Source organism: Bacillus sp. Xin1 (assembly GCF_013314535.1).
Taxonomy (GTDB): domain Bacteria; phylum Bacillota; class Bacilli; order Bacillales; family Bacillaceae_G; genus Bacillus_A.
Map to the genome: position 1 here is coordinate 519,347 of NZ_JABUAE010000001.1, position 16,988 is coordinate 536,334.

Consider the following 16,988-nt stretch of genomic DNA (forward strand, 5'->3'; position numbering starts at 1 on the left):
GGCATTGTCCTTTTTTATATTTCCATAATGATTGGTAAAATCATTGGACGACGTTTTGTTTTTTCGTATAAGAATGGTGCCAATGTATCTGTAATCTCATTTTTAATTTCAGACCATTGTGTCGTTTTTCGCTCCATTACTTTTTCGAGATGTGTTGTAATTAAAGTTTGAGCATCATTGATTAAATCGCTACTCTCACGCATATAAACGAATCCTCGAGAGATAATATCAGGTCCTGCTGCTACTTTAAATTCTTTCATATCAATGCTAACGACTACGATAACAAGTCCTTCTTCGGAAAGAATACGACGGTCGCGAAGTACAATGTTACCAATATCACCAATACCGTTTCCATCAATATAAACAGAACCGGATGGGATTTTCCCAGCAACGTTCGCTTCATCTGAACGTAAAGCAAGAACATCACCATTGTCCATAATGAAGCAATTTTCTTCTGGAATACCACAATCGTTTGCCAATTTCATATGCATACGTTGCATGCGGAATTCACCATGAATTGGCATGAAATATTTAGGTTTAATAAGACGTAGCATTAGCTTTTGTTCTTCTTGTCCACCATGTCCACTTGTATGGATGTTTGAAAGTTTTCCATGAATCACATCAGCACCAGCACGGTATAACATATTAATCGTACGGCTTACGCTAACTGTATTCCCTGGAATTGGTGAAGAAGAGAAAACAACTGTATCGCCAGGAATAATTTGAATTTGACGGTGTGTTCCATTGGCGATACGGGAAAGTGCCGCCATTGGTTCTCCTTGACTACCTGTACATAAAATAACAACTTTGTTAGCTGGTAGTCGATTGATCTGAGACGATTCAATAAATGTATCTTTTGGACAGCGAATATAACCAAGATTGTGACCAATCTCAATAGCAGCTTCCATACTTCGGCCAAATACAGCCACTTTACGATTATTTTCAACAGCAGCTTCAACAACTTGCTGCAGGCGATGAATATTTGAAGCGAAGGTTGCAAATATAATACGACCTTCCACTTTGCGGAAAATATCTTGAATACTATCGCCGACGCGGCGTTCAGACATAGTAAAGTTAGGTACTTCACTATTGGTACTATCAGATAAGAGGCAAAGCACGCCGTCCTTACCGATTTCAGCCATTTTTGTTAAGTCTGCTGGTTCACCCACTGGTGTGAAATCAAATTTAAAGTCTCCTGTATGAACAATTTGTCCTTGCGGTGTTTTCACCACAACACCGTATGAATCTGGAATACTGTGTGTTGTGCGGAAGAACGATACAGATGTCTTTTTAAATTTGATGACATCATCCTCTTGGATTTCGTATAATTTTGCTTTTCGAAGTAATCCGTGCTCTTCTAATTTGTTTTTAATTAAAGCAATTGCTAATTTACCGCCGTAAATTGGGATGTTCACTTGACGTAATAGGTAAGGGATGCCACCAATATGATCTTCATGACCATGAGTAATGAATAGACCCTTAATTTTATCTTCGTTTCGTACAAAATATGTGTAGTCAGGAATCACATAGTCGATTCCGAGAAGTTCGTCTTCTGGAAACTTAATTCCAGCATCAATTATAATAATTTCATCTTGAAATTGGACAGCGTATGTATTTTTGCCGATTTCACCGAGTCCACCAAGAGCGAAAACGGCTGCCTGATCATTTTTTAGGAATTTCATAAATTATACGATCTCCGTTAATGTTAAATCAGCATTTTGCTTTTCGTATTCAAGATGAGCGCCAGTAACAGATTGGACAAACTCAATATTATATGCGAACTTTTGTAATTTTGTACGAACGTCTTTTTGTGATTCAGCCTCTAAATATAAAACTTTTGTATTTTCACGTACTGGAACCTCAGTCATTTTTTCTTGATAGAATACTTTAAAAATCATTGGAAAAACCTCTCCTTGTCTATGTTTTGCATTATCTGTTACCTATTATAAAGCAAATAGTGATGATTTTCATGTTTTTTCGAATGAGAATGAAGAAAAAGCCCGAAATGGGCACGATTTAAGCCATAGTCTTTTTCTGGACTAAATTGTTTAAATACCGTTTTAGCTTTTTCTTCAGCTTCTTCAGCATGATTACTCCTTCCTTTCCTTATTTTCAAACATGCATACTTTTTATTTAATTGTAGTAACTCTTTATCTCTATATACTAGAAAATCATAGAAGATAAATGAGGGAATTACCGTCCGAATGTTTAGAGATTTGATTGGCTCATGCAGATGTAATCTTGTGTTATGTTTTTACTCTCACAGGCAGTATGCCCCCAGTTATGAATATAGTATGAGATAGATTAGAGAAGAAAATTCATTCAAACAAATATCAATATTCTTTTGATAGTATATGCATATTGTACGAATAAGGTTAGGAAGTGAACGCTTTCTTCACAGGTGTTTAATATGTTATACTTTTTTTTAGGATTTGAAAAGAAATAGTCAAGGTAGGAATAGAGGTAGGTTAGAAAGGATTTTAAGAATGAATGATAAAATCGTCTTTTTTGATATTGATGGAACATTACTAGACCATGATAAGAAAATTCCGCAATCTACAAGAGAAGCTGTACGTATGTTACAAGAAAAAGGAGTACATGTGGCAATTGCGACAGGGCGTGCACCTTTCATGTTTGAAGATATTCGTAATGAGCTTAATATCCATAATTATGTGAGTTTTAATGGACAATATGTTGTATTTGAAGGTGAGGTTATATTTAAAAATCCACTACAACCTAATGCATTACATACATTTACAACATTTGCGAAGCAAGAGGGATACCCACTTGTTTATTTAGATCATAAGGATATGAAGGCGACAGTAGAATACCATGATTATGTAAAAGAAGGCTTTGGTAGTCTACAATTTGAGCATCCGTTATATGAACCAAGTTTTTATGAAAATCGTGACATTTATCAAACTTTGCTCTTCTGCCAAGTGGGTGAGGAAGAAAAGTTTATTCATGATTATCCAGATTTTCATTTTATTCGTTGGCATGCATATTCTATGGACATTATTCCAAATGGCGGTTCAAAAGCAAAGGGAATTGAAAAATTCATTAAAAAATTAGGATTTAAGCGTGAACAAGTCTATGCTTTTGGAGATGGATTAAATGATTTAGAAATGATTGAAGCAGTCGGAACAGGCATTGTAATGGGGAATGGCCATGAAGATTTGAAAAAACTTGCTAATTATGTAACAAAAGATGTTAGTGAAGATGGGATTTTCCACGGTTTACAATGGGCGCGTTTATTGTAACAAAAGAGTATGAGAACCATTTCAGTATAGAAAAAAGCAGGAGCTTTAGCTCCTGCTTTTTTTATCTTTCGAATGGTTTTGCATCATCAGGAGATGCAAAAGGGTTTTCTTGATTAATATGGTCATAGAACATTACGCCGTTTAAATGATCAATTTCATGTTGAAATACAATTGCTGGTAACCCTTTTAAACGTAATTTTACCTCTTCACCATCGATAGTAGTTGCTTTAACTGTAATTCGTGTATAACGTGGAACATAGCCAGGTACTTCACGATCTACAGATAGGCAGCCTTCTCCGCCTGATAAATATGTACGTTCAACAGAGTGGCTAATAATTTTTGGATTGAATAAAGCATAGCTGTATAATGTCTCATTTGTATCAGTAACATGAACAGCAATCATTCTTTTTGAAATGCCGATTTGTGGTGCAGCAATCCCGATTCCTGGACGTAAATTATATTTTTCAACCATTTCAGGGTTTTGACTGTTAATTACAAGTTCAATCATTTTTTTAAGAGTACGTACATCTTCTTCACTTGCTGGCAGAGGTACTTCTTCTGCTACTGCTCGTAGAATGGGGTTTCCTTCACGAATTACATCATTCATTGTAAGCATTCACAATCTCTCCTTTCTCCTTTAGTCTACCAAAGGAGCTGAAAAAAGTCATGATAAAGTGCATAGTGCCTGCATAATTCGAGCGGATTAAGAGTATGTAAAGTAGGTATTTTCTTCATCAATATGTGCTTAATAAAAAAGAAAAGACGGCTGAGCCGCCTGTTTCTTTCTATAGTTGTTTTGTTTTACATTAACGAATGCAAGCAGCACCAACGATAATTAAAAGGATAAACAACACAACGATTAAGGCAAAGCCGCGTCCGGATCCTCCACAAGAACCTCCATAGCCATAGGAAGGATATGAACAAGTTGGATAACAATATGTGTATCCGTACATGAGATGACCTCCTTTATCATTTCCGTACATGAGATGACCTCCTTTATCATTTCCCGCTAATACTGCGGTTATTATAATGTATGGAATCGTGGTTAGGAGTGTATAGACATTCGCCTAGGAAAGGAAGATGTAATTGTATATTTTTATTATAAAGAGAGAAAAACTAAGAAGAATTAATCGTTTACAGATTATTCTATGATGAAAAGAGGGTTAAAAAGGGAATAATATAACAGTAGGTTATCACTTACTAATACAGGTGTGAAAATGAAAACGCCTATGTATAGTGAAAACCTCAATGTTATTCATAAAAAAACGTAACCAAAGTAATTGACATCGTGATTAGAATAGTTGTAAACTAAAAAACGTGATCAAGATTGTATTAATATGTTTCTGAAAAAACATTAGTACAGATTGTTAGGTACACAAAATTATTCTCAACCGACAAGGTTTCCTGTCGGTTTACATGGTTGCGTTTTCTTTCTAGCGGATTGCTAGTGAAAGCGTTTCAGAATATGGTTCAAGAGAGGAAGAGGTGAACGGAATGGGTACTAAAACAAAAAAGACCCTATTTAATGTTGATGAGCAAATGAAAGCTATCGCAGCTCAATTTGAAACATTACAAATTTTAAATGAAAAAGGCGAAGTTGTGAATGAAGCAGCAATGCCTGAATTAACTGATGATCAATTAAAAGAATTAATGCGTCGTATGGTGTATACTCGCGTACTAGATCAACGTTCTATTTCTTTAAACCGTCAAGGACGTTTAGGTTTCTACGCACCAACAGCTGGACAAGAAGCTTCTCAATTAGCAAGTCATTTCGCACTTGAAGCAGAAGATTTCATCTTACCAGGATATCGTGACGTTCCACAATTAGTATGGCATGGTTTACCATTATACCAAGCATTCTTATTCTCACGTGGACACTTCATGGGTAACCAAATGCCTGAAAATGTAAATGCACTTGCTCCGCAAATCATCATCGGTGCGCAAATCATCCAAACTGCTGGTGTTGCGTTAGGTATGAAATTACGTGGTAAAAAATCTGTTGCAATTACTTACACTGGTGACGGTGGTGCTTCACAAGGTGACTTCTACGAAGGTATGAACTTTGCGGGTGCATTCAAAGCTCCAGCAATCTTCGTTGTTCAAAATAACCGTTATGCAATCTCTACTCCAGTAGAAAAACAATCTGCAGCAAAAACTGTAGCACAAAAAGCAGTAGCAGCAGGTATTTACGGAATTCAAGTAGACGGTATGGATCCATTAGCTGTATACGCAGCAACTGCTTTTGCTCGTGAGCGTGCAGTAAATGGTGAAGGTCCTACTTTAATCGAGACTTTAACATTCCGTTATGGTCCACATACAATGGCTGGTGATGACCCAACTCGTTACCGTACAAAAGATATCGAAAACGAATGGGAACAAAAAGATCCAATCGTACGCTTCCGTGCATTCTTAGAAAACAAAGGCCTATGGTCTCAAGAAGTAGAAGAGAAAGTAATCGAAGAAGCAAAAGAAGATATCAAACAAGCAATTGCTAAGGCTGACCAAGCTCCAAAACAAAAAGTAACTGATTTAATGGAAATCATGTACGAAAAAATGCCTTACAACTTAGCTGAACAATATGAAATTTACAAAGAAAAGGAGTCGAAGTAAGCCATGGCTCAAATGACAATGATTCAAGCAATCACTGATGCTTTACGTGTTGAAATGAAAAATGATCCTAACGTACTTGTATTTGGTGAAGACGTTGGTGTAAACGGCGGAGTATTCCGTGCTACTGAAGGTTTACAAGCTGAATTCGGTGAAGACCGTGTAATGGATACTCCACTTGCAGAGTCTGGTATTGGTGGACTTGCAGTTGGACTTGCACTTGAAGGATTCCGTCCAGTTCCAGAAATCCAATTCTTCGGTTTCGTTTATGAAGTAATGGATTCAATTTCTGGTCAATTAGCTCGTATGCGTTACCGTTCTGGTGGACGTTGGACTGCTCCAGTAACAGTTCGTTCTCCATTCGGTGGCGGCGTTCATACTCCTGAACTACACGCTGATAGCTTAGAAGGATTAGTTGCACAACAACCAGGTCTAAAAGTTGTTATTCCATCTACTCCATACGATGCAAAAGGCCTTTTGATCTCTGCGATTCGTGACAACGATCCAGTTATCTACTTAGAGCATATGAAATTGTACCGTTCATTCCGTCAAGAAGTACCAGAAGGCGAATACACAATTGATTTAGGTAAAGCTGATATCAAACGTGAAGGTACAGATGTATCTGTTATCGCTTATGGTGCTATGGTTCATGCTGCATTAAAAGCTGCTGAAGAACTTGAAAAAGAAGGTATCTCTTTAGAGGTTGTTGACTTACGTACAGTTCAACCATTAGATATCGAAACAATCATCGCTTCTGTTGAAAAAACAGGCCGTGTAGTTGTAGTTCAAGAAGCTCAAAAACAAGCTGGTATTGCAGCAAACGTTGTAGCGGAAATTAACGACCGTGCAATCTTAAACTTAGAAGCTCCAGTTGTACGTGTTGCAGCTGCTGATACAGTATTCCCATTCTCTCAAGCTGAGAGCGTATGGTTACCAAACCATAAAGATATTGTTGAAGCTGTTAACAAAGTAATGAACTTCTAATTTTAGTTTCATGTGCAAAAGAAATCAGCACATGCTGATTTCTTTTGTGCTATTCCATAATAATGATATGAATCAGGGGGATGAATTCCGTGGCATTTGAATTTAAACTACCAGATATTGGTGAAGGTATCCACGAAGGTGAAATCGTAAAATGGTTTATTAAACCAGGCGATGAAGTAAATGAAGATGATGTACTTCTTGAAGTACAAAATGATAAAGCAGTAGTAGAAATTCCTTCTCCGGTTAAAGGTAAAGTACTTGAAGTACTTGTAGAAGAAGGTACAGTTGCAGTAGTAGGAGATACTTTAATTAAGTTTGACGCTCCTGGATACGAAAACCTTAAATTTAAAGGTGACGACCATGATGACGCTCCAAAAGCTGAAGAAGTGAAAGAAGAAGCTCCAGCAGCGGTAGCTACTCCAGCAGCAACTGAAGAAGTTGTAAATGAGCGCGTAATTGCTATGCCATCTGTACGTAAATACGCTCGTGAAAAAGGTGTAGATATCCATAAAGTAGCTGGTACTGGCAAAAACGGTCGCGTTGTAAAAGCTGATATCGATGCATTTGCAAATGGTGGACAAGCAGTAGCAGCAACTGAAGCTCCAGCAGCAGTAGAAGCTACTCCAGCAGCAAAAGAAGAAGCACCAAAAGCACAACCAATCCCAGCTGGTGAATACCCAGAAACTCGTGAGAAAATGAGTGGTATCCGTAAAGCAATTGCGAAAGCAATGGTTAACTCTAAACATACAGCTCCTCACGTAACATTAATGGACGAAGTAGATGTAACAGAACTTGTTGCTCACCGTAAAAAGTTCAAAGCAGTAGCAGCTGATAAAGGTATTAAATTAACTTACCTTCCATACGTTGTAAAAGCTTTAACATCTGCATTACGTGAATTCCCAATGCTGAACACTTCTTTAGATGATGCATCTTCAGAAATCGTTCATAAACATTACTTCAACATCGGTATCGCAGCTGATACAGACAAAGGTCTATTAGTACCAGTTGTTAAAGATACAGATCGTAAATCAATCTTCACTATTTCTAACGAGATCAATGATCTTGCTGGTAAAGCACGTGAAGGTCGCTTAGCTCCAGCTGAAATGAAAGGTGCTTCTTGCACAATTACAAACATTGGTTCTGCAGGTGGACAATGGTTCACTCCAGTTATCAACCACCCAGAAGTAGCAATCCTTGGTATCGGCCGCATTGCTGAGAAACCAGTTGTGAAAAACGGTGAAATCGTTGCAGCTCCAGTATTAGCATTATCTCTAAGCTTTGACCATCGTTTAATTGACGGCGCAACTGCTCAAAAAGCATTAAACCAAATTAAACGTCTATTGAATGACCCACAATTATTAGTAATGGAGGCGTAATAACAATGGTAGTAGGAGATTTCCCAATTGAATTAGATACAGTCGTTGTTGGTGCAGGTCCTGGTGGATACGTAGCGGCAATTCGTGCAGCACAATTAGGTCAAAAGGTAGCAATTATTGAAAAAGCTAACCTTGGTGGCGTATGCTTAAACGTTGGATGTATTCCTTCAAAAGCGTTAATCAATGCAGGTCATCGTTATGAGAATGCAATGCATTCTGATGACATGGGTATCACTGCAGAGAACGTAAAAGTTGACTTTACAAAAGTTCAAGAATGGAAAAACGGCGTAGTTAAGAAATTAACTGGCGGTGTTGAAGGCCTTCTTAAAGGTAACAAAGTTGAAATCATTCGCGGTGAAGCTTACTTCGTAGATGCTAACACATTACGCGTAATGACTGACGATGCAGCTCAAACTTATACGTTTAAAAATGCTGTTCTTGCAACTGGTTCTACACCAATCGAAATTCCTGGATTCAAATACTCTAAACGTGTTATCAACTCTACGGGTGCATTAAGCTTACCTGAAATTCCTAAAAAACTTGTTGTAATCGGCGGCGGTTATATCGGTATGGAATTAGGAACTGCATATGCTAACTTCGGTACAGAAGTTACTGTAGTAGAAGCTGGCGATGAAATCTTAGCTGGTTTCGAAAAAGCAATGAGCTCTGTTGTTAAGCGTGCTCTTCAGAAAAAAGGCAACGTAAACATCCATACAAAAGCTATGGCTAAAGGCGTTGAAGAAACAGAAAACGGCGTAACAGTTAGCTTCGAAGTTAAAGGCGAAGTACAAACTGTAGAAGCTGATTATGTATTAGTAACTGTAGGTCGTCGTCCAAATACGCAAGAAATCGGTCTTGAGCAAGTTGGAGTTAAAATGACTGACCGTGGCATCATCGAAATCGATGAGCAATGCCGTACAAACGTACCAAACATCTATGCAATCGGTGATATCGTTCCTGGACCACCATTAGCTCACAAAGCTTCTTACGAAGGTAAAGTAGCTGTTGAAGCAATTAGTGGCCATGCATCAGCAATCGATTACATCGGAATTCCAGCAGTATGCTTCACTGATCCAGAATTAGCATCTGTTGGTTACACTAAGAAACAAGCTGAAGAAGCTGGGATGAGTGTAGCTGTATCTAAGTTCCCATTCGCTGCAAACGGTCGTGCTTTATCATTAAACAGCACAGATGGTTTCTTACAACTTGTAACACGTAAAGAAGATGGTCTTCTTGTAGGTGCACAAGTTGCAGGTGCAGGTGCTTCTGATATTATCTCTGAGATTGGTTTAGCTATCGAAGCTGGAATGACAGCAGAAGATATCGCTCAAACAATCCACGCTCACCCAACATTAGGTGAAATCACAATGGAAGCAGCAGAAGTTGCTCTTGGAATGCCAATTCACATTGTAAAATAATAAGAACAAGCAAAATAACCCGCCTCTTATCTATTCAGAGGCGGGTTATTTTCTATTTAATAAATCTATCTATAAATACTTTAGAAGAGCTTATAGGGTCATTATGTGTATTTGTCGAATGGATATGTAATACTATATATCAAAAATGGGAATGCACGTTAATAGAAATAAACTGGACACAAATCCATTACATCTTTTTGTATTATGTAATGGATTTGTGTCCAGTACCATATCTTATTATAAAATAGAGCATGTCAAAGGAGACGGTTCCATGAAAATCATCCATGTTATATTTTATCATTTCCTTTTATGGAGTGGATTTTCTATTGTGTTATTCTTATCGAATGGTGATAAGCTTCATTATAAAGTGATGCTTTTTTTCGTGTTTCTTTACTTAGCATATGTAATTGCTTATGTTGTTCTTAGTGTAAGAAAGCAAGCGCTATTTCTTACTTGTGCAAATAGTATGTTCTTTTTAATAATATCTTGCTTTTTTAGAAATTAGCGTTTATAAAAGTACATTGTTCTCCCATTAAATAACCTTAATTCACCCTCTAGTTTCTTTGCTAAAAAACGGCAGAATTCATTTGCTTTTCCTTTATCCCCAAATGTGGCAGTAGAAGGCAAGGAGATTTGAACAAAAGCTTGCTCGTTTTCTGTTCCAACCCCCACATAAATAGAATTATATCGATCGTGACTAGATTTTAGTTCAAGTGTAGTCTCTGATGTATTAAGTATCTCATATGGAAATGCCACGTTAGTATATGCATAGCTAACTTGTGCACCAGTTTGGGAAGTAATTGTTTGATAATAATGAAAAAGTTGTTTTACATCTTCTAATGTGACAGCTTGTTGCTTAGATTTAGGTACAAGTTTAATAAATGCATGTTGCATAAAGAAATTCCTCCTGACGTAATATATATAGCTATTTTAACACTGTTGTAAATTTTTTGACAATTAAAAAGGAATCCTTACTCATTCTGTTTAATATATACAAGTAGAAAGTGCTGTGAAGAACGGAGGGAGTAAATGTTTGAAAAATTGTATGATGAACATGAAAGTGTGAAGGTACGATTTTTGGGATTTATGACACATGAAAACCGTTATGATTTTGGGGTTATTTATACAAATATGTTTTTTGGGAAACCTCTTGTTGTTTGCATGCAGACAGGGAGAGCGACTCTACTAGGTCAAGACGATGTAGATAATGTTCAACATTTACAGCAAGTCTTTAAATTACAATCGGAGGAAGAAGCGGATGATCTAGCACAATTTTTTAAATTTCTTGTACCGCCAACGTCCTTACATGCTGAATATGAAGAATAAATAAATGGAAACAGTCGTACTTATTAAGATATGACTGTTTTTTTATGTTATTGTCGCATACTAATATAAAATAAAATTTTTAATGTGTTATACTAAAAACCTATTGACTGAAAAAGTATAACATATTAAAATAAAGACAGAAAGTTAAGCGGTTACAAAAGTTTTTGGGATTATAAACTTAGGGGGAAATAGAAAATGGGAACAATCGTATGTCAAGATTGTGAAAGTACAATTGCACACTTCGAGGATGAGAAAGTAACAGTACTTTACGGGAAATGTGGATCTTGCGGATGTGATCACAAGGAGCATACAAAAGCCCAATAATATATAGGAATCTTGCTACTGAAAAAGTTTTTAGGACCATAAACTTAGGGGGAAATGAAAAATGGGAACAATCGTATGTCAAGTTTGCGAAGAAACAATTGCACACTTTGAAGATGAAAAGATAACAGTACTTTACGGAAAATGTGGATCTCATTGCGAATGTAATCACAAGGAACATACAAAAGCTAAGTAAATATATAGAACGTGTAAATATAAAGGTTTTCAATCATAATGTAAACTCAGGGGGAAATGAAAAATGGGAACAATCGTATGTCAAGTTTGCGAAGGAACAATTGCACACTTTGAAGATGAAAAGACAACAGTGCTTTACGGAAAATGTGGGTCTCATTGCGAATGTGGTCACAAAGAGCATACAAAAGCCCAATAATAAAAAGCGCCTGCATATTTGCAGGCGTTTTTTAATAAATTGTAGTTGTGTGACCAATGGTTGCAACAATTGCATCATCTCGAATGGGAATGAATTTGAAGGTGGTTTGTAAGGTATTAGTAGAAGCATGTTGGCTCATAAGGCGGCTATCTATGCGGGTAATAAGATCTGTTAAATATGCTGAGATAAAGGCATAGGGAATCCTTCGTTCATTTAATAAATAAATGATTTGTTCTTTTGTTTTTACTCCTACACCGTGTCCATAAAAAAAGAAATTACCTAAATAAAAAGCATTCTCTCCTTGCCACTCAACTGAAGCTGGACTTACTTGTGGATTTTTAAAGTAAACAAGATCGCCAGGAACGATATCCCCACCGGTTTTTGTCACCAGTTTTAAATCTCGATCATAATCCCATGTATATAGTAGAAGGTTTGCGAATAAGCGATTAAAAGTTTGCTCATCATATAGAGCTAAAAGTGCTTTGTAAAAAATAATAATCATCGCTGTTGCACATTCTGTTCCGTACTTTTTTCCATTTTTAAAAATATCTCTTATCGCGACGGAGGGTAGTACATTTGGAAGCAGTTGAAACCCTCCTAGTGGTGTCCTTTTCCAAAATTCAGGATTACAATAGGATTGTTGGAATGTACGGAACTGAAGCCCACTTTGAAAGAGCTCTAAGGCAGATGTAATAATATGGACTCGTAAATTCAGATCAAAACTAAGTTCGCCAACTGTTTGGAATGCATATACTTCTTGATTTCCAGCCATGATGGCTAAGATTTGTTGTTTTTCAGTAGCGAACGGTTCATTTTCACTCGTGATATAAGGATGTACAATGGAACGACCAATCACAATCATAACTGTATCCCCACCTATACGTTACATTCTTTAGTATGGTATGAGTAAAAGGAGAAATGGTGAAAAAAAAGCCTATCAAATGATAGGCTTATATTCTTTAATAACGCGTAATGTTTGTAATGTCATGTCTTCGGGACCTTGTACTGGTAGACCTGCTTCTAAATTTTTATGAATGTAGTCTAAGTTTTCTTGTGTAATAATTTCACCTGGAGTAAAGATTGGAATCCCTGGTGGATAAACCATTACAAAATCAGCTATAATGCGACCAGCAGCATTTTCAAACGGGATGACCTCTGTCTCTGAATAAAAAGCATCTCGAGGAGAGAGGGCAAGTACAGGGATTTCTGGAATTTCAACTTGTACTTGAACACCTTTGTCAGCTCTATCTTTAAATGTTGTTGCTAGTTCTTGTAAGGCTTTAATAAGAATGTTTGTCTCATCTTCTGTATCGCCCAATGTAACAAGGCATAAGATGTTATATAAGTCTGAGAGTTCAACTTCAATGTTATAACGCTCTCTTAACCATAACTCTGCCTCATGACCTGTAATTCCTAAGTCTTTTACAGATATAATTAGCTTTGTTGGGTCATAGTTAAATGTGGCATCTGTACCTAACATATCTTTTCCAGGACAATAAAGATGTTCAATATCATTTATGGCGTTACGAACCTGCTCAGCTAACTGTATTGTCTTTGATATTAATGCCTTTCCTTCAGTTGCAAGTCGTTTCCTTGCAACATCAAGGGAAGCAAGCAAAATGTAAGAAGTCGATGTTGTTGTAAGCATACTAATAATGGATTGGACATGTTTTACATTCACAAGGCCCTCTTTTACATTTAGAATAGAGCTTTGTGTTAACGAACCGCCGAGCTTATGCACACTTGTCGCTGCCATATCTGCCCCAGCTTGCATAGCTGACATTGGTAATTCGTCATGGAAATGAATATGAACACCATGAGCTTCATCAACTAATACAGGTATTTCGTAGGAGTGAGCTAATTCTACAATTTGCTGTAGGTCTGCAGCGAACCCAAAGTATGTTGGATTAATAACGAGTAATCCTTTTGCATCTGCATGTTCTTCGAGTGCTTTTTTTACAGATTGAATTGTAATTCCGTGTGAAATACCGAGCTTTGGATCAATTTCAGGATGAATGAAAATTGGTTTTGCTCCTGAGAAAATAATGGCTGACATTACAGATTTATGAACGTTTCGTGGTACAAGAATTTTATCCCCTGGGCCACAAACACTCATCACCATTGTCATAATCGCACCGCTTGTACCTTGAACGGAAAAGAAAGTATGATCTGCACCAAACGCAGCAGCGGCTAAATCTTGGGCCTCTTTAATCATACCCTTCGGATGATGTAAATCATCGAGCGGTGCGATATTAATTAAATCAATTGCTAATGCATTATGCCCAATAAATTCGCGAAACGTAGGATCCATTCCTTGTCCTTTTTTATGACCTGGGATATGGAATTGAATTGGATTTCGCTTACTGTGCTCTACTAAAGCGGTAAACAATGGTGTTTTGTATTGGGACAATCTATACACCCCTTCTTCTTAGTAATATTTATTATAGAGTTGTTTTATGTGTATCTTGTTCAATAAGAAAGTTATTTCCCCTTGTATAGTTATATAACCGTCTAGAAGAACTTGATTTGTTTACTTACCATTCAAAAGTTTTTTCATGGAAGCTTCACTTTATTTTCAATAAAACAAAAGCATTATATCACCAATGATTATATATGTATAGGGAAAATTATTATTTTTATTATATGCATAATTAGTAGTAAGTTTATCCCATTGTGTGTAAGTAATAAACGCTCATCTTAAGGTTTAAAGAAAGTGAGAAGACACGTTGGAATCTCGGCAATAGAAGTTTTGGTTTATCCTGCTCGTAGTCAATCAGATCTTTACAGCGGAATTTAGCGGAAGTAAAGGAGTTAGGTAAGGGGAAATAATACTTAAAGTTACATTTTTAGGTGGCTGAAGAGGTATATTTTTATTAATCTGCTATTTTCAATCTGGCGGGAGATAATTCCATCATAAAAGGGAAATAGTGTATAATGCAAAGTGACCATAGTGAAGAAGGATGGAAGTTTTATTTTAAGATAGCACAATGGTAAGGATAAAAATGAATGAGGTGTACATATGGAATATCAATACCCACTTGATTATGACTGGTCAAATGATGAGATGATTGCAATCGTGACATTCTATGAGGCCATTGAAAAGGCATATGAGAAAGGTATCGTAAGAGAAGAACTGATGGGACTATATCGTCGCTTTAAAGAAATTGTACCATCGAAAGCGGAAGAGAAGAAAATTGATAAAGAGTTTCAAGAGGTAAGTGGTTACTCAATATATCGGGTAATTCAAAGAGCAAAAGAAGTAGAAGAACAAAAGATTATAAAAATGTAAAAAGATTTTGAAAAATAAAACACACAGTGCTATAATGGGATAACAACTTAAAACGGACAATATTTATATTGTCCGTTTTCTACTATCGATTGCAAATTTTATATAAAGGAAGGAGTGAGTGCATAGTAGTTTCAACCTTCGCAAGAAATTGTTCATCAGTAAGTGTTGAAAATTCTTCTGGTGTGATGTGAATACCAACTAGTAACTCGGCTTTTTTTATAGTTGCTAAGCGTTCAATCATTTTTTGCAAATCAGTTATTTCAAGTGAGTTATGTAGTTTTACAGCTGGTTTAGTATGGTCAATGGACCAAACGAAGTCATTTGGTATACTTGTTTTTAAATCATTTAAATGTTCTAAGAAGGCATGAGCCGCTTCCACTTTTTGTGGACACTCATAGATTAAACCAAAGTATATGAAAGCATGGGTACCCCATAAACCAATTTGAAAATGTGGCAGCATTTTATATCCGCGTTTATTTGTTGAAAAAGCAACCCAAGTATCGTTTGGTGGATTGACTTTACGTCGTGCATGTTTTGCAACATGATAGAAAAAAGTTTCCCCAGTTTGTTCTGATAAATAATGAGAAAATTGCTCGCCTAGATCTTCTAATTTAGGATGAATATTCGTTTTAATAGCATTCATTCGTTCTTCGAGACCATCAACTGCAAAGACAGCAAAGTCAGTTGATTTAAATGTTTGTAATGTCATGATAGTTCCTCCAACTCCTAGTTTGTTTTTAATTTTAGCATAGCTTGTACGATTGATAAAAAAACAGTACAAAAAAATTTCAGTAAAAAAATATAATTTTGTTGCATAGATGATTTCTCCAACATAATATAGTATAAAACAAAAAATCAGAAAATTGAGTTAATTCTAGTCCGAGGGCAGACGAATATTGGGAGGAGGCAATAAAAATGAGACAGGTGATTAACGCGTTAAAGAGAACAGATGCTGAAAAAAGAATTCCGGTGCTAAGATTGGAGTTAGATTATGAATTAGCAACGCTATATGATGCAATGATGGAAAATGATAACCAGAAAAAAGAAGAGTGCGTGCAAAAATTAGAAGTGCTAAGACTTGAAATGATCCGTTTAGAGGCGTAATAATAGTATATGTATAAAAATTAAGTTGGTGCGAACCTTATAAAGGGTTCGTTTTTTCTGTGAACAGTATAGATCGGAGTGTTTAAACATGCAAGAGGTATGGAAAGAAATCGATACAAATGCGAAGCGGTGGATTCGAGAAGCTGGTGAGCGTTTAATGGCATCATTGCAAAAGACACTTACCATAGAGACGAAATCAAGTGCAGCTGATTTAGTAACGAATATGGATCGAGAAATAGAGCAGTTTTTGATTGGAGAAATTAAACAAACATTTCCAAATCATTATATTTTAGGTGAGGAAGGATATGGGGATGAAGTAGCTTCTTCTGAAGGAGTTGTTTGGCTAATTGATCCAATCGATGGCACGATGAATTTTGTGCATCAAAAAAGAAATTTTGCAATTTCAATTGGCATTTATGAGAACGGTATCGGAAGAATAGGCCTTATCTATGATCCAGTTCACGATGAGCTTTATCATGCTGTAAAAGGAGAAGGGGCTTTTTGTAACGGTGTATCCATCCCTTCTTTAGAGGAGAGTGCCATAGAGAATGGAATAATTGCTTTAAATGCAACTTGGCTCACCGATAATCCATTACTTAATATGGAGAAAATGATGCAACTTGTAAAATTGGCAAGGGGAACACGTTCATACGGATGTGCAGCATTAGAAATGGTTTATGTTGCAACGGGAAGACTAGATGCCTACGTGACACCTCGATTATCTCCATGGGATTTTGGCGGGGGAATGATTATTGTAGAAGAAGTCGGTGGTAAGGTAACGACATTCGCCGGCACGGTGCTTTCTATTGTTGAGAAGAGCAGTGTGTTAGTTGCAAAACCTGGAGTGTATGAAGAGTTATTACCATATGTATCACAGTAACAAAAAAGTAAGAGGCTCAAGATGTAGCTTCT

General features: G+C 36.6%; 21 protein-coding genes. 13 read left to right on the top strand and 8 right to left on the bottom strand.

The window, feature by feature from the left end; genetic code table 11:
- Positions 1–14: 14 nt before the first annotated feature.
- Both rnjA and HRG09_RS02820 read right to left on the bottom strand, forming a co-directional pair.
- Positions 15–1,682 (bottom strand): ribonuclease J1, encoded by a 1,668-nt coding sequence (gene rnjA, locus HRG09_RS02815; RefSeq protein WP_174099243.1) that lies wholly within the window; start codon positions 1,680–1,682, stop codon positions 15–17.
- Between the two features lie 3 nt (positions 1,683–1,685).
- On the bottom strand, positions 1,686–1,898 hold the full coding sequence (locus HRG09_RS02820; protein ID WP_098336064.1) for a DNA-dependent RNA polymerase subunit epsilon: 213 nt from the start codon (positions 1,896–1,898) through the stop codon (positions 1,686–1,688).
- Positions 1,899–2,486: 588 nt separating this feature from the next.
- Here HRG09_RS02820 and HRG09_RS02825 point away from each other — a divergent pair.
- The gene (locus tag HRG09_RS02825; RefSeq protein ID WP_174099244.1) at positions 2,487–3,260 is read left to right on the top strand and encodes a Cof-type HAD-IIB family hydrolase; all 774 of its coding nucleotides are present in this window, start codon (positions 2,487–2,489) and stop codon (positions 3,258–3,260) included.
- Between the two features lie 61 nt (positions 3,261–3,321).
- Here HRG09_RS02825 and def read toward each other — a convergent pair whose 3' ends face one another.
- Both def and HRG09_RS02835 read right to left on the bottom strand, forming a co-directional pair.
- Positions 3,322–3,876, bottom strand: coding sequence for a peptide deformylase (gene def, locus HRG09_RS02830; RefSeq protein WP_174099245.1), 555 nt, complete (start codon positions 3,874–3,876; stop codon positions 3,322–3,324).
- A 190-nt stretch (positions 3,877–4,066) separates the two neighbouring features.
- On the bottom strand, positions 4,067–4,213 hold the full coding sequence (locus HRG09_RS02835; protein WP_000274566.1) for a YjcZ family sporulation protein: 147 nt from the start codon (positions 4,211–4,213) through the stop codon (positions 4,067–4,069).
- A 541-nt stretch (positions 4,214–4,754) separates the two neighbouring features.
- Here HRG09_RS02835 and pdhA point away from each other — a divergent pair.
- The 5 genes from pdhA (at position 4,755) to HRG09_RS02860 (ending at position 10,150) form a co-directional block, all read left to right on the top strand.
- Complete coding sequence (gene pdhA / locus HRG09_RS02840) at positions 4,755–5,870, top strand: pyruvate dehydrogenase E1 component subunit alpha (protein WP_000536894.1); 1,116 nt, start codon at positions 4,755–4,757, stop codon at positions 5,868–5,870.
- 3 nt (positions 5,871–5,873) lie between these two features.
- Positions 5,874–6,851: a pyruvate dehydrogenase complex E1 component subunit beta gene (gene pdhB, locus HRG09_RS02845; protein WP_174099246.1), complete on the top strand. Its 978-nt coding sequence runs from the start codon at positions 5,874–5,876 to the stop codon at positions 6,849–6,851.
- An 89-nt stretch (positions 6,852–6,940) separates the two neighbouring features.
- Positions 6,941–8,227 carry a pyruvate dehydrogenase complex dihydrolipoyllysine-residue acetyltransferase gene (gene pdhC / locus HRG09_RS02850; RefSeq protein WP_174099247.1) on the top strand — a complete coding sequence of 429 codons (1,287 nt, stop codon included), beginning with the start codon at positions 6,941–6,943 and terminating at the stop codon, positions 8,225–8,227.
- Between the two features lie 5 nt (positions 8,228–8,232).
- Positions 8,233–9,645, top strand: coding sequence for a dihydrolipoyl dehydrogenase (gene lpdA / locus HRG09_RS02855; RefSeq protein WP_174099248.1), 1,413 nt, complete (start codon positions 8,233–8,235; stop codon positions 9,643–9,645).
- Positions 9,646–9,916: 271 nt separating this feature from the next.
- Entirely contained in the window at positions 9,917–10,150 is a 234-nt protein-coding gene (locus HRG09_RS02860; RefSeq protein WP_000691318.1) for a hypothetical protein, read from the top strand.
- On the opposite strand, the gene HRG09_RS02865 is transcribed toward HRG09_RS02860, so the two are convergent.
- Entirely contained in the window at positions 10,147–10,539 is a 393-nt protein-coding gene (locus tag HRG09_RS02865; protein ID WP_174099249.1) for a DUF1885 family protein, read from the bottom strand. The genes HRG09_RS02860 and HRG09_RS02865 overlap by 4 nt on opposite strands.
- A 135-nt stretch (positions 10,540–10,674) precedes the next feature.
- Between HRG09_RS02865 and HRG09_RS02870 the strand changes: the two genes are divergently transcribed.
- From HRG09_RS02870 to HRG09_RS02885, 4 genes are all read left to right on the top strand, one after another.
- Complete coding sequence (locus HRG09_RS02870) at positions 10,675–10,971, top strand: DUF3055 domain-containing protein (RefSeq protein ID WP_003199960.1); 297 nt, start codon at positions 10,675–10,677, stop codon at positions 10,969–10,971.
- Positions 10,972–11,166: 195 nt separating this feature from the next.
- The gene (locus tag HRG09_RS02875; RefSeq protein ID WP_000536782.1) at positions 11,167–11,295 is read left to right on the top strand and encodes a GapA-binding peptide SR1P; all 129 of its coding nucleotides are present in this window, start codon (positions 11,167–11,169) and stop codon (positions 11,293–11,295) included.
- Positions 11,296–11,356: 61 nt separating this feature from the next.
- Entirely contained in the window at positions 11,357–11,488 is a 132-nt protein-coding gene (locus tag HRG09_RS02880) for a GapA-binding peptide SR1P (RefSeq protein ID WP_174099250.1), read from the top strand.
- A 63-nt stretch (positions 11,489–11,551) separates the two neighbouring features.
- Positions 11,552–11,683, top strand: coding sequence for a GapA-binding peptide SR1P (locus tag HRG09_RS02885; RefSeq protein ID WP_090687296.1), 132 nt, complete (start codon positions 11,552–11,554; stop codon positions 11,681–11,683).
- Between the two features lie 31 nt (positions 11,684–11,714).
- Here HRG09_RS02885 and HRG09_RS02890 read toward each other — a convergent pair whose 3' ends face one another.
- Both HRG09_RS02890 and HRG09_RS02895 read right to left on the bottom strand, forming a co-directional pair.
- The gene (locus tag HRG09_RS02890; RefSeq protein WP_174099251.1) at positions 11,715–12,545 is read right to left on the bottom strand and encodes a protein-glutamine gamma-glutamyltransferase; all 831 of its coding nucleotides are present in this window, start codon (positions 12,543–12,545) and stop codon (positions 11,715–11,717) included.
- A 75-nt stretch (positions 12,546–12,620) separates the two neighbouring features.
- Entirely contained in the window at positions 12,621–14,093 is a 1,473-nt protein-coding gene (locus HRG09_RS02895; protein ID WP_217447878.1) for an aminotransferase class I/II-fold pyridoxal phosphate-dependent enzyme, read from the bottom strand.
- A gap of 609 nt (positions 14,094–14,702) precedes the next feature.
- On the opposite strand from HRG09_RS02895, the gene HRG09_RS02900 reads away from it, so the two are divergent.
- Positions 14,703–14,972: a UPF0223 family protein gene (locus HRG09_RS02900; RefSeq protein ID WP_174099253.1), complete on the top strand. Its 270-nt coding sequence runs from the start codon at positions 14,703–14,705 to the stop codon at positions 14,970–14,972.
- Between the two features lie 82 nt (positions 14,973–15,054).
- Here HRG09_RS02900 and HRG09_RS02905 read toward each other — a convergent pair whose 3' ends face one another.
- On the bottom strand, positions 15,055–15,681 hold the full coding sequence (locus HRG09_RS02905) for a YktB family protein (RefSeq protein WP_174099254.1): 627 nt from the start codon (positions 15,679–15,681) through the stop codon (positions 15,055–15,057).
- Positions 15,682–15,887: 206 nt separating this feature from the next.
- Here HRG09_RS02905 and HRG09_RS02910 point away from each other — a divergent pair, with 206 nt between their 5' ends.
- Both HRG09_RS02910 and HRG09_RS02915 read left to right on the top strand, forming a co-directional pair.
- Positions 15,888–16,076 carry a hypothetical protein gene (locus HRG09_RS02910; RefSeq protein ID WP_001250169.1) on the top strand — a complete coding sequence of 63 codons (189 nt, stop codon included), beginning with the start codon at positions 15,888–15,890 and terminating at the stop codon, positions 16,074–16,076.
- Between the two features lie 88 nt (positions 16,077–16,164).
- Entirely contained in the window at positions 16,165–16,956 is a 792-nt protein-coding gene (locus HRG09_RS02915; RefSeq protein ID WP_174099255.1) for an inositol monophosphatase family protein, read from the top strand.
- Positions 16,957–16,988 lie beyond the last annotated feature (32 nt).

What these genes read in the sequence shown, in the direction of transcription:
- rnjA (WP_174099243.1), bottom strand. Translation starts at nt 1,682, where the DNA reads ATGAAATTCCTAAAAAATGATCAGGCAGCCGTTTTCGCTCTTGGTGGA.
- HRG09_RS02820 (WP_098336064.1), bottom strand. Translation starts at nt 1,898, where the DNA reads ATGATTTTTAAAGTATTCTATCAAGAAAAAATGACTGAGGTTCCAGTA.
- HRG09_RS02825 (WP_174099244.1), top strand. Translation starts at nt 2,487, where the DNA reads ATGAATGATAAAATCGTCTTTTTTGATATTGATGGAACATTACTAGAC.
- def (WP_174099245.1), bottom strand. Translation starts at nt 3,876, where the DNA reads ATGCTTACAATGAATGATGTAATTCGTGAAGGAAACCCCATTCTACGA.
- HRG09_RS02835 (WP_000274566.1), bottom strand. Translation starts at nt 4,213, where the DNA reads ATGTACGGATACACATATTGTTATCCAACTTGTTCATATCCTTCCTAT.
- pdhA (WP_000536894.1), top strand. Translation starts at nt 4,755, where the DNA reads ATGGGTACTAAAACAAAAAAGACCCTATTTAATGTTGATGAGCAAATG.
- pdhB (WP_174099246.1), top strand. Translation starts at nt 5,874, where the DNA reads ATGGCTCAAATGACAATGATTCAAGCAATCACTGATGCTTTACGTGTT.
- lpdA (WP_174099248.1), top strand. Translation starts at nt 8,233, where the DNA reads ATGGTAGTAGGAGATTTCCCAATTGAATTAGATACAGTCGTTGTTGGT.
- HRG09_RS02860 (WP_000691318.1), top strand. Translation starts at nt 9,917, where the DNA reads ATGAAAATCATCCATGTTATATTTTATCATTTCCTTTTATGGAGTGGA.
- HRG09_RS02865 (WP_174099249.1), bottom strand. Translation starts at nt 10,539, where the DNA reads ATGCAACATGCATTTATTAAACTTGTACCTAAATCTAAGCAACAAGCT.
- HRG09_RS02870 (WP_003199960.1), top strand. Translation starts at nt 10,675, where the DNA reads ATGTTTGAAAAATTGTATGATGAACATGAAAGTGTGAAGGTACGATTT.
- HRG09_RS02875 (WP_000536782.1), top strand. Translation starts at nt 11,167, where the DNA reads ATGGGAACAATCGTATGTCAAGATTGTGAAAGTACAATTGCACACTTC.
- HRG09_RS02880 (WP_174099250.1), top strand. Translation starts at nt 11,357, where the DNA reads ATGGGAACAATCGTATGTCAAGTTTGCGAAGAAACAATTGCACACTTT.
- HRG09_RS02885 (WP_090687296.1), top strand. Translation starts at nt 11,552, where the DNA reads ATGGGAACAATCGTATGTCAAGTTTGCGAAGGAACAATTGCACACTTT.
- HRG09_RS02890 (WP_174099251.1), bottom strand. Translation starts at nt 12,545, where the DNA reads ATGATTGTGATTGGTCGTTCCATTGTACATCCTTATATCACGAGTGAA.
- HRG09_RS02900 (WP_174099253.1), top strand. Translation starts at nt 14,703, where the DNA reads ATGGAATATCAATACCCACTTGATTATGACTGGTCAAATGATGAGATG.
- HRG09_RS02905 (WP_174099254.1), bottom strand. Translation starts at nt 15,681, where the DNA reads ATGACATTACAAACATTTAAATCAACTGACTTTGCTGTCTTTGCAGTT.
- HRG09_RS02910 (WP_001250169.1), top strand. Translation starts at nt 15,888, where the DNA reads ATGAGACAGGTGATTAACGCGTTAAAGAGAACAGATGCTGAAAAAAGA.
- HRG09_RS02915 (WP_174099255.1), top strand. Translation starts at nt 16,165, where the DNA reads ATGCAAGAGGTATGGAAAGAAATCGATACAAATGCGAAGCGGTGGATT.